The sequence below is a fragment of the Desulfuromonas sp. genome (assembly GCA_002869615.1).
GTDB lineage: Bacteria > Desulfobacterota > Desulfuromonadia > Desulfuromonadales > UBA2294 > BM707.
The window spans coordinates 1-11,815 of sequence record PKUH01000049.1 but is presented as its reverse complement, the minus strand read 5'-3'; the positions used below and the strand labels follow the sequence as shown (position 1 = coordinate 11,815).

Below are 11,815 nucleotides of genomic sequence, written 5' to 3'. Positions count from 1 at the left end.
CGGGAACAACACCTGAATATGGATTGCCATGAGCCCTTTTGGCAAAGCCAAAGGTCTCTGACCCCGTCCAGAGGACGGGGGTTTCTACTTCGTACTAAAACATGAAGCGGCGCATACTGACATTGAGCAGGATCCCGATCCCGATCATCGTCGTCACCATACTCGTACCGCCGTATGAAAAGAGCGGCAATGGCACGCCGACGACCGGAAGAAGACCGATAACCATGCCGAGATTGACCACGATATGCCAGAACAGCATTGCCGTCACTCCGAGCGCCAGATACATGCCAAAATGGTCGCTCGCCCGCCGGGCGATATAGATTCCCCAGGCGATCAGCAGCAGGTAAAGCAGCAGCAGGATCAAACTGCCGGCAAAGCCCCACTCTTCGGCAAAAACCGAAAAAGCGAAATCGGTGTGGCGCTCCGGCAGAAATGAGAGCTGTGACTGCGTCCCCTCCATGAACCCCTTTCCGAGAAGACCGCCGCTGCCGACCGCAATCTTCGACTGAATGATATGGTAACCGGCCCCGAGAGGGTCGCGTTCAGGGTTGATAAAGGTCAGGATCCGCTGTTTCTGGTAATCTCGCAGCAGAAACCAGCCACCGGCCGCTGCGGCCATACCCAAGACCCCGAGAGCGCCGAGAGTCCGGCGGCGGATTCCGGCAAAAAGGGCCATCGTGCCGGCGATGAAAATAACCAGCATCGAAGTTCCGAGATCAGGCTGTTTCATGATCAGCAGCACCGGCACGCCGAGCAGGGCGAAGGGGGTCATCAACTCCTTCAGGTTGTAACCGAGGATCTGGTCCCTGATGCTGAAGAAACGGGCGAAGATAATGATGATGACCAGCTTCATAACTTCACTCGGCTGCAGGTTGAAAAAACCGAGATCAAGCCACCGGGTCGCCCCCATCGACTTCTTGCCGACGATAAAGATCGCAATCAGCAGCAAGACGTTAACGACATAGAGAGGAACTGCAAAGTATTCAAGCTTGCGGTAATCGACAAGTGAGATCGTGAGCGCAATTACCAGTCCCATACAGAGCCAGTAGAACTGCTTGACATAAACCGGGGTCACCGCCTCGTTCCAGGTCGAGGTCGCACTATACATATTCAGTATCCCGATTCCGGTCAAGGTACAGACCAGCAACAGGAGAACCCAGTCAAAATGTGTCAGTAACCGTCGATCAAACATCAGTTCCGGTCCTCCGCATCAGCATTCACAACGACGGCTTCGGCCGGCCCGGCGACCGCTATCGAACCATCGTCCCGGGCATTCTCTTTTTTGCCGGCAAAATAAGCTTCGAGAATCGCTTTCGAGACCGGAGCCGCGGCCGTGCTGCCGTGGCTGCCATGCTCGATCACAACAGCAATAGCGATTTCCGGATCTGTCGCCGGCGCATAGGAAACAAACAGGGCATGATCACGAAACTTGTACTTAATATCCTCATCATTCGTTTTTTCCTCTTCGTCGTCATCCTTCATCCGGATAACCTGGGAGGTCCCGGTCTTTCCGGCGACCCGGACATCCTTGAGGCGACTTGCCCAGCCGGTCCCTTTTCTTTCGTTGACCACAGCCTCAAGCCCGATCTTGAGCTGTTCGATGTCTTCCGGTCGCAAGTCGGCCGTGTGCACAATCTCCGGGCCATTCGCAAAAACAATATTGCCGCTAAAATCCTCGACCCGGGAGATAACATAAGGACGCAACACCTGGCCGCCGTTGGCAATAGCTGCCGTCATCACGGCGAGTTGCATCGGCGTCGTGAGAACGAACCCCTGTCCGATCGCGGCAATGACCGTTTCACCATCATACCAGCGATCATTGAAGCGCCGTTTTTTCCAGGCGCTATCCGGAATCAATCCGGAACGTTCACGGGCCGGCGCGTAACCGCTGGTGCTGCCGAGGCCGAGTTCCCGGGAAATCCGCGCAATCTGATCAATCCCGATTTTGAGTGAAACATCGTAAAACCAGACATCGCAACTTTCACGAATCGCCTTTTTCAGGTCGGTCTCACCATGCCCCTTCTTCTTCCAGCAGCGGAATTCACGCGGCCCGACCTTAATCCGGCCGGTACAGTCGACCGTATAATCAGCATCAACCAGTCCGCTGTCGAGAGCGGCCAGGGCGGAAACCAGCTTGAAGGTCGAACCGGGCGGATACTGTCCGCGCAGCGCCTTGTTCTGCAGCGGATGGCGCTCGTCCTGAAGCAGAGCAATCCATTCATCATTGGTAATCCCGCGGGCAAACAGAGCCGGATCAAAAGAAGGCTTGCTGGTCATCGCCAGGATTTCACCGGTCCGGACATTGAGGGCAATCGCTGCCCCGGCCTGGTCACCGATCGCTTCCTCGGCGGCCAATTGAATCTCCTTATCCAGGGTCAGAAAGGTTTTCAGGCCCGGCTCCGGTTCAAGAGTTTTAAGGATGCGGAGTTCCTTGCCTTTAACATCAACTTCAAGCAGCCGTTCACCCTCGCGCCCACGCAGGTAGTTTTCAAGATGGCGTTCAATACCGTTTTGTCCGACAAAATCACCGCCCCGATAATCGCTGAATTCGTCTGAACGGAGCTCGTCTTCGGTAATCTCGCCAAGGTAACCGAAGATGTGTGAAGCGAGCTCATTGTAGGGATAGGAGCGAATCGGCGTTACCAGGGTGAGGATGCCGGGGAGGTTGATCGAGTTTTCCTGGATCCGTTCGATCGTGTCGCGTCCGGCATCAACCGCCAGCGGCACCGGCCGATACCTAGGAAACCGCTTGCCAGCCTGCCAGCGCTCCAACAACTGTTCACGATCAACATCGAGATAGTCCGCCAGACGATTCAACATCTCGCCGCTGTCATCAACTTCCTGACGCAGAGCAGCAACCGTAAAACCGGGCCGGTTGTCGAGCAGCAACTCTCCGGAAGCATCGTAAACCGGGCCCCGCTCTGCCGCCACCGGAAGATAGCGGATCCGGTTTTTTTCCGAGAGTAGCCGGTACTGGTCAACACTGATGATCTGCAGATACCAGAGACGAAGCAACAGGATTCCGAAAATGACGATGGCGGCCACGGTTATGGCAATAAACCGGTTTTTCAGCCTGGGCAGATCGACCCAGCGCGTTCTGACCTTCATCGTACTCATCGATCATAACCTTCATTGAGCCGGCTCAGACCGGGGATTTGGAAACGGGGAAAACGCCGCTGCATACGGGTTGCCAGAAACAGCAACAACCCACCGACCAGAAGATTAACCACGACCTGTGGAACGATCCAGCGGATCACAATCAGCCAGAGGTCACCGGCCTGGGCCATGAAACCGAACAGAATCAGCAACGCCGCTTCAACCAGGGTCCCGCAGAACACCAGGAACAGCAGCAGCAGCGGATTCTCCGAATTGAAAAAACTGACCGTGCCGCGAACCGTGAAAAACAGGATCAGAAAGGTCAGACCATACATCCCCATAAAACTGCCGGCAAACACATCGAGCAGACAGCCAAAAGTGTAGGCCAGGAGACCACCCGATCCGTAGCGTTCATTGACGCCGAGATAGACGACCAGAATCAGCAACAGGTCCGGCTTGATATAAATCGGGAACAGCCGCGGAAAAAAGACTGTCTGAAACAACATAAAGAGCAGGCCGAGGAGAAAATAGATGGCGATGCGCATCACGGCCCCTCCCTGAGCAGCACCAGGACCTCCTCAAGCCGGGAAAAATCGACGCTCGGAGTCACGGTCACATTCTGAAAAAGGCCGTACTCGCCCTTCTCGATCAAAGTGACATTGCCGACAACCAGCCCTTTCGGAAAAACGCCGCCGGTTCCGGAAGTGACGATCCGGTCACCAACTTTTATTGCAGCCAGGCGCAGGGCATAGTCGAGGGTCAACTCAGTCCCCTCGCCCCTGCAGATGCCACGCGTCCTGGTATTCTGAACCAGAGACGCGACCGCCGACGAGGCATCGGTAATCAGCAAGACCGTCGAGTGATGAGCAGAGACCCGGATGGTCCGGCCGACGACACCTTCGGCAACCACCACCGCCATCCCTTCGCGCACGCCGTCATCCATCCCCTTGTCGATCACCACCGTCCGGAACCAGCTCGATGCGTCTTCACTGATCACCTGGGCCGGAAGTGGCGGCAGTTGAACCTCTTCCTTAAAATCGAGCAGCTTGCGCAGCCGCTGATTGGCCAGGCGAACCTCATCGAAACGGACCAGTTCGGCCTTCAGCTTGCGGTTTTCATCAATCAGCGCTTCGTTGTCGCGCTCGGTGTCGACCAGCCAGAGATAACGGGACCAGGTATCTGCGGCCCCTTTCCAGACAACATCAAGGGCCTTGTGCAGCGGTGAGGTGAGTTGAAGAACAGAACGTTCAAAAAAGGTTGACGTACCGCCGCGCCGCAAGTTTGCCGAATAAAGCAACAGCGCTGCCAGAATCATGAAAAAAACAAGAATTGGCCGGCGAAAACGCCTGAGGAGTTCCAGCATTTGGAGCTCTCCGTGTTAATAAAAAAACAAGTAAAAAAGAGGGCCGGTTCTGGCCCTCTTATCTGTTTTACGCACTCAGACTGAACAGAAACTCCGGGAGCAAGGCGTCCGATGCCCGGGATCGGGAGATTAATCCGCCTGCCGTTTTAGCGCAACCGCCACCCGTCGAAAACGCCAAGGTTGACGATTGTCGATCAGCCTTATGATGCGACCGCGACCCGTTTGAGCAAATCGAGTTCATCCAGCACCTTGCCGGAACCGAGGACAACACAGGAGAGAGGGTCTTCGGCGATTACCACCGGGAGGCCGGTCTCTTCGCGCAGCAGCAGGTCAAGATTACGAAGCATCGCTCCGCCGCCGGCCAGAACAATGCCCTTGTCGACGATATCGGCCGCCAGCTCCGGCGGTGTCCGTTCAAGGGCGATGCGGACCGCCTCGGTGATCGCATTGACCGGTTCGGAGAGTGCCTCACGGATCTCGGTCGCGTTCAATTCGAGGGTTTTGGGAATACCGCTAACCAGATCACGCCCCTTGATTTCGATGGTTGATTCGGTTTCGTCCGGATACGCCGAACCGATCTCGATCTTGATCTGTTCGGCCGTCCGTTCGCCGACCAGCATATTGTACTTCCGTTTCATATACTGAACGATTGCCTCGTCCATCTTGTCACCGCCAACGCGGACCGACTTGGCATAAACGATCCCGGAAAGGGAAATAACCGCAACCTCGGTGGTGCCGCCGCCAATATCGACAATCATGTTGCCCGACGCCTCGGTAATCGGCAGGCCCGCTCCGATCGCAGCCGCCATCGGTTCCTCGATCAGGTAGACTTCACGGGCTCCGGCCGATTCGGCTGATTCGCGAACGGCCCGCTTCTCAACCTGGGTAATGCCGGACGGGACGCAGATAACGATCCGCGGCCGGGCCAGGGTTTTGCGATTATGAACCTTCTGGATAAAATAGCGCAGCATCTCCTCGGTGATATCGAAATCGGCGATAACCCCGTCTTTCATCGGACGGATCGCGATAATGCTGCCGGGGGTCCGGCCGAGCATCTTCTTCGCTTCCATGCCGACGGCGAGCACCTTGCGCTGGCCCATCGAATCCTTCTGCACCGCGACGACCGAGGGTTCACTGACGACGATCCCCTCACCCTTGGAATAAACAAGTGTATTTGCAGTTCCGAGGTCGATCGCCAGGTCGTTGGAAAACAACCCCCAGACTGCGTCAAATAAATTCGCCATTTAAGCGTCTCTCCTTCAACTCGAATACGGGAATTCCATAGTCCCGTAAAATGCTGTTCACACTACCAAAATCGGTTCTTCATTGCAAGCGAGAAAACCGAAAAAGTTATTGCATTTACCCCCCTGATTGTCTAACATGGCGCCCTGTTGCGCAGCACGTAAAATTGACACCAAGGAGAGTCTTAACAGATGCTAGATCTGATCAGAAAAAAACAGCAATCCGTCCTCGTTAAATTCGTTTTCTGGGGCATCATTGCGACCTTTGTCGGCACCATCTTTCTCGTCTGGGGCAGGGGGAGTGACCGGGCCTCGGATGGCAGTTCAGTTGCCATAACCGTCAACGGGACCGACATCGGGGTTCAGGAATACCAGAACGCCCATCGCAATCTCTACCAATTCTATCAAAACCTCTATGGCGATCGGTTCAATGCCGAGATGGAAAAACAGCTCAACCTCGGCAAGGCAGCAATCAACCAGCTCATCCGCCAGGTTCTGCTCGAACAGGAAGGCAAACGGCTCGGCATCGAAGTTTCCGAACAGGAGATGGTCGATTCAATCTCGAAAATTCCCCAGTTTCAGAAAGATGGCGTTTTTGACCGTGCCACCTATCTGCAGGTGCTCAACTACCAGCGGATCTCTCCGGAAGATTTTGAAACGAGTCAGGAGAGAACCCTTTTCGTCGACAAGGTCGAAGAAAAAATAATGGACGCGGTCACGGTTGAAGAGAGTGATGTCGAAGCCGAATTCCGCAAGCAGAATGACAAGGTCAATCTCAGCTTTGTCCGCCTTGCTCCGGCAAGCTTTGAAAGCAAAGTCAAGGTCCAGGATGGCGACCTCGAAGAATATTTCAACCAGAACCGGGAGCAGTTCCAGATCCCGACCCGGATCGCTCTCCGCTACCTGCTTTTTGAACCGGGCCGCTACGTCGATGAAGTTCCCGTCGATGAGGCTGCTATCAATAAATTCTACGAACGCAATCTTGACAAGTACGAAATCGAAGAGCAGGTCGATGCAGCGCACATCCTGATCAAGGTAGAAAAAGATGCCGAGGAAGATGTCCGCGCTGAGAAGCGGAAACTTGCCGAAAAAGTCCTCGAACAAGCAAAAGCGGGTGAAGATTTTGCCAAACTTGCACGCCAGTATTCCGACGATACCGGCAGCGCTGCCAAGGGCGGCGACCTCGGGTACTTCAGCCGCGGCACCATGGTCCCGGCATTCGAACAGGCCGCCTTCGCTCTCAAACCTGGCAAGATCAGCGATATCGTTGAAAGTCCGTTCGGATTCCATATCATAAAGATGAATGGTTACATCGAGCCAGGGGTAAAGCCGCTCGCCGAGGTCCTTGACGATGTCAAGGCCGGGTTAAAAAAGGATGGTGCAGTCAGGGTCGCCTTCGAAAAAGCGATGGACGCCTACAACATCAACCGCAAGACCGGAGATCTCGAAAAAGCGGCGGCCGAAAATGATCTCGGCGTCAAGGAGACCGGCCTGTTTGATCGGCAAAAACCGGGCGACGGCATCGAGCAGAATCCCGCTTTGCTGACCGCAGCCTTCGCTCTTGAAAAAGGGGAACTGGCCCGCCCGGTCCGGACCGGATCGGGGATTTACCTGATCTCGCTCAAGGAACGCGAGGAGAGTCATATTCCGGAATTTTCCGCCGTCAAAAAGAAAGTGGAAGAAGCCTATCGCAAGAGTGAAAGTATCGGGCTCGCAAAAAAAGCTGCCGAAAAGATCCTTGCCGGCCTGCAAGCAGGCAAGAAGTTCTCATCCCTCGCCAAAGAAGCGGATGTCAAGTTCGAAGAGACCGGCCTCTTTGCCCAGTCTTACGGTGCTTTTGTCCCACGAATCGGCAATGCCGAAAAGCTGGCGGAAAAAGCTTTCGAGTTGAGCGAAGAGAACAGGATCGCCCCCGATGTCTATGAACTCGGCGATCGCTTCGTGGTTGCCCAACTGAAAGAGAAGCAGCCCGCCGACATGAGCGAGCTAACGGCAGAAAAACGTGAGCAGCTCCGCGAGACCGTCAGCAACACGATGCGCCGCGAGGTCCTTGACGCGCGGGTTGCAGAGCTTAAGGAAGAAGCGGAAATCACGGCTGCTCCCTTTATCAACCAACTGCTGGAAGAGGGTTAGAATGATGATTCCGGTTGTCATGCAAACTGAATTCGCCGACCTCAAGCTGGTCAACCGCGGCAAGGTCCGTGAAATTTACGATCTCGGTGAGCATCTGCTGATGGTCACCTCCGACCGCATCTCGGCCTTCGATGTGATTATGGACCAGGGCATCCCCTACAAGGGCCAGGTCCTCAACACCTTTTCAAAATTCTGGTTCGACCAGATGGTGGATATCATTCCGAACCATATTGTATCGACCGAGGTCGACGACTTCCCGGCCGAAACGCATCAGTACCGGGCGCTGCTCGAAGGCCGCAGCATGCTGGTCAGGAAAGCCGAGCCGCTACCGGTCGAATGCATTGTCCGGGGTTACATCTCCGGCTCCGGTTGGAAGGATTACCAGAAGACAGGCACTATCTGCGGCATCCCGCTGCCAAAGGGTCTGCAGGAGAGCGAAATTCTGCCGGAGACCATCTTCACTCCGTCGACCAAGGCCGAACTCGGTGAGCATGACGAAAACATCTCCTTCGATGAGACGATCAAGCTGATTGGGCGCGAGATGGCCGAAAAAGTCCGCGACACATCGATTGCGATTTACGAACGGGCCCGTTCGATTGCCGATGAAAAAGGGATCATTATCGCTGATACCAAGTTCGAGTTCGGCCTCATGGATGGCGAACTGATCTGGATCGATGAAGCCCTGTCACCTGATTCCTCGCGTTTCTGGCCGAAGGATCAATATCAGCCGGGCGGGCCGCAGATGAGCTTCGACAAGCAGTTTGTCCGCGACTACCTCGAAACCCTGGACTGGGGCAAGGTCGCACCGCCGCCGCCGCTGCCGGACGATATCATCGCTAAAACCTCGGAAAAGTACCGCGAGGCGCTTTTCCGGATCGCCGGAATAAAATTGGGATAACAGACAAAGGCCGACTCGCTCGGCCTTTTCCATTCAATAGACGAAGATGATTCAGCCTTCAATCAGAATAATTCTCCTCGCGGTGCTCCTGCTCAACGCCTGCGCCACCCTGCCGCCGCCCGATCCGAAACGATCGGCGACCCTGCACGAAGAAGCACTGAGAAGTGTGTCGATCGGGAATTACGCGACCGCGGTCCGGAAGTTTGCAGAAGCGATCCGTTATAATCCCATGGAAGGCAACCTTTACCTGCAGCAGGCCGAAGTTTTTGAGTTTTTGCAGGATTTCGCCGAGGCGGAGCGCGTCTATGAACTCGGCCTCGACCGATTGCCGCCCGGGCACGAACAGCGTGAGAGAATCCACTACCGGCTCGGCCTGGTTCAATGCCGGGATAAAAACAAACTCAACAGGGCACGCGCCCATCTTGACCAACTGGCCGACCCGTCACAGCGGGCTGATCTCGAGGGGATGATTCTCCTGCAGTCGGGTCAACCGGACGACGCCCTCTTCCTGTTCAGCGAGGCGCTCAAATCAGCGCCCGACTACGACCACCAGGCCCGGATCTACTACCATGCCTCGCTGGCCCATTTTCGGCGTAACGACCTGGTCGAAGCGAAAAACGCCCTCTTCCATGCAGTCAATAACGCCAGCAGCCTTGCCCTGAAGCAGCATATCACCATCTTTTTTGATCAGATTCGATAATCGAATAACAACCGCTTTCTTGATGCGGGTCAATTACCTCCGGCGTCGAAACCGTTATCCTTTTGATAAATCAATAAACAAAAAGGAGAAACGATATGACACGCGAAAAACTGACTCCCGGAATTGAAGGCGCAACCCCAACCGAACTGGCCGCCATGGTTGACTACCAGGACGGCGCCGTCGTCAGCCGCACCCTGCTGCAGGAGGAGATCGGCACCCTGACCGTGTTCAGCTTCGACGCCGGCCAGGGTCTCTCCGAGCACACCGTCCCCTTCAACGCCTTTGTCTATATTCTCGACGGTGAAGCCGAAATCGCGATCGGCGGCGAGCCGAAAATTGTCAAGGCAGGAGAGATCATGCTGATGCCGGGCGGCATCGCGCACAAGGTTCAGGCCAACAAACGGTTCAAGATGCTTCTGACGCTGTTTAAGACGCAATAAATCAGTATTCAGTTGGCAGTGATCAGTAACCAGAAAAAGCAAGAGCAAAAAGCGGGGACTGTTCCTCCGTGGACTGTCCCCGCCCTTTCGCTTGTGCACTATCGGATGTGAGGCTTCGGGGCTTCGGATAAACCAATAGATCCAGACCTGACTCCTGATTTCTGGTACCTAAAGACCTGAAACCTGCCCTCTCCATGTCGCCCCTTCTTTTCCATCCTCGTAAAATATGCTATACCACTCAAAATAAAACACCATGAACCGAGGAGAGGGTATATGCTGGAGAACTTGTTCAAACTGAAAGCACACGGCACCACCGTCCGGACCGAGGCGATTGCCGGTCTGACCACCTTTCTGACCGCCGCCTACATCATCTTTGTTCATCCCGGTATTCTCGCGGCCACCGGCATGGACAAGGGCGCCCTGACCACGATCACCTGCCTGGTCGCGGCCGGCGCCACCCTGTTGATCGCATTATGGGCCAACGCACCGCTGATGATGGCGCCCGGTATGGGCCTGAATGCATTTTTCACCTATTCGCTCGTCCTCGACCAGGGGATTGCCTGGCAGACCGCCCTCGGCGTCGTCTTCCTCTCCGGCATCTTCTTCCTGATCCTGACCTGGGTCGGAGTCCGTGAAAAGATTGTCAAGGCAATCCCACAGTCGCTCCGCGTTTCGGCGGCGGTCGGGATCGGTCTGTTCATCGCTTTTATCGGTCTCAAGAATCTCGGCATTATCGTCCAGAACGATGCCGTTATCGTCGGCCTCGGAACGTTCACACCGCAGGCCCTGCTCGGCCTCGGCGGCCTGCTGCTGGCGATCATTCTTGAAATCCGCAAGGTCAAGGGAGCGATTCTGCTTTCGATCATCGCCACCACCGTTGCCGGCATCATCTTCCAACTGGTACCGATGCCGGATGCAATCATTGCCGTACCCCCCTCACCGGCACCGATCGCCTTTCAGCTCGATATCGGTAGCGCACTGAGTCTGGCGCTCCTCTCGGCCATCTTCTCCTTCATGTTCGTTGACCTGTTCGACTCACTCGGCACCATGCTGGCTGTCTGTCGGGAGGCCGGTATGGCCGACGAAAAAGGCGAGATCGAGAAACTGCCGCGGATGCTGACTGCCGACGCGGTTGCCACGGTCGGTGGCGCCCTGCTCGGTACCAGCACAACCACGACCTATATCGAGTCGGCCAGCGGTGTCGCCGATGGCGGCCGGACCGGCCTGACCAGCGTTTTCACGGCGGCCTTCTTTTTACTGGCCGTTCTCTTCACCCCGCTGATCGGCGTCGTTCCCGGGTTCGCCACCGCCCCGGCCCTGATCATCGTCGGCGTGTTCATGATGCGCGGCATCAGCCAGATCGACTTCTACAATTTCGCCGATGCCGCCCCGGCCTTTCTCACTTTCATCCTGATGCCGCTAACCTTCTCCATCGCCAATGGCCTCGCCTTCGGTTTCGTCTCCTACGTTCTGATCCGCCTCTTTATCGGCCGCATCAAGGAGTGTGACCCGTTCCTGATCGGCGCAGCGATTCTTTCGGCCATCAGCCTGGCAGAACCGTATCTGTCGAAACTGTTTTAGAGAGGACTCCGGCAGATCGGGACCGACACGAGCAAAAACCCTGGTCATGCTAAATAGTATTGACAGTGGGAACCGCGTTTGCTATAAATCTTTCTCGTTTCACGGGGCTATAGCTCAGCTGGGAGAGCGCTTGAATGGCATTCAAGAGGTCAGCGGTTCGATCCCGCTTAGCTCCACCATTAAAAAACAAGGACTTACGGCTTTTCGCTGTAAGTCCTTTTCTTTTAAATGCAGCTTGGGTAACAAAATAGGTAACAACTTACTACAATGAACCCCACTAAATACCTTGTGTGATTAACTAAGCTGTAGTAGTCCTGAGCACTCTTTACATTCTATTAAAGCCATAACCCCTCCTTTATATTT

General features: G+C 55.3%; 10 protein-coding genes and 1 tRNA gene. 6 read left to right on the top strand and 5 right to left on the bottom strand.

What is annotated here, in order from left to right:
* Positions 1-94: 94 nt before the first annotated feature.
* From C0623_05365 to C0623_05345, 5 genes are all read right to left on the bottom strand, one after another.
* The gene (locus tag C0623_05365) at positions 95-1,192 is read right to left on the bottom strand and encodes a rod shape-determining protein RodA (protein ID PLY01487.1); all 1,098 of its coding nucleotides are present in this window, start codon (positions 1,190-1,192) and stop codon (positions 95-97) included.
* Positions 1,192-3,108, bottom strand: coding sequence for a penicillin-binding protein 2 (gene mrdA, locus C0623_05360; protein ID PLY01489.1), 1,917 nt, complete (start codon positions 3,106-3,108; stop codon positions 1,192-1,194). The genes C0623_05365 and mrdA overlap by 1 nt, the downstream gene beginning before the upstream one ends.
* Positions 3,109-3,113: 5 nt before the next feature.
* Complete coding sequence (gene mreD, locus C0623_05355) at positions 3,114-3,641, bottom strand: rod shape-determining protein MreD (protein PLY01486.1); 528 nt, start codon at positions 3,639-3,641, stop codon at positions 3,114-3,116.
* The gene (locus C0623_05350; GenBank protein ID PLY01485.1) at positions 3,641-4,459 is read right to left on the bottom strand and encodes a rod shape-determining protein MreC; all 819 of its coding nucleotides are present in this window, start codon (positions 4,457-4,459) and stop codon (positions 3,641-3,643) included. Before C0623_05350 ends, mreD begins: the two co-directional genes overlap by 1 nt.
* Positions 4,460-4,659: 200 nt before the next feature.
* A complete protein-coding gene (locus tag C0623_05345; protein ID PLY01484.1) occupies positions 4,660-5,703 on the bottom strand; it encodes a rod shape-determining protein in 1,044 nt (347 codons plus the stop codon).
* A 189-nt stretch (positions 5,704-5,892) separates the two neighbouring features.
* Here C0623_05345 and C0623_05340 point away from each other — a divergent pair, with 189 nt between their 5' ends.
* The 6 genes from C0623_05340 to C0623_05315 all read left to right on the top strand — a co-directional run bounded on the left by C0623_05340 (position 5,893) and on the right by C0623_05315 (position 11,631).
* Positions 5,893-7,833, top strand: coding sequence for a hypothetical protein (locus C0623_05340; protein ID PLY01483.1), 1,941 nt, complete (start codon positions 5,893-5,895; stop codon positions 7,831-7,833).
* 4 nt (positions 7,834-7,837) lie between these two features.
* The gene (locus C0623_05335) at positions 7,838-8,731 is read left to right on the top strand and encodes a phosphoribosylaminoimidazolesuccinocarboxamide synthase (protein ID PLY01488.1); all 894 of its coding nucleotides are present in this window, start codon (positions 7,838-7,840) and stop codon (positions 8,729-8,731) included.
* Between the two features lie 46 nt (positions 8,732-8,777).
* The gene (locus C0623_05330) at positions 8,778-9,431 is read left to right on the top strand and encodes a hypothetical protein (GenBank protein ID PLY01482.1); all 654 of its coding nucleotides are present in this window, start codon (positions 8,778-8,780) and stop codon (positions 9,429-9,431) included.
* 95 nt (positions 9,432-9,526) lie between these two features.
* On the top strand, positions 9,527-9,871 hold the full coding sequence (locus tag C0623_05325) for a cupin domain-containing protein (protein ID PLY01481.1): 345 nt from the start codon (positions 9,527-9,529) through the stop codon (positions 9,869-9,871).
* Positions 9,872-10,144: 273 nt separating this feature from the next.
* Positions 10,145-11,452, top strand: a complete 1,308-nt coding sequence (locus C0623_05320; GenBank protein PLY01480.1) for a guanine permease — start codon at positions 10,145-10,147, stop codon at positions 11,450-11,452.
* A gap of 103 nt (positions 11,453-11,555) precedes the next feature.
* Positions 11,556-11,631: transfer RNA gene (locus C0623_05315), tRNA-Ala, on the top strand.
* Positions 11,632-11,815: the final 184 nt, after the last annotated feature.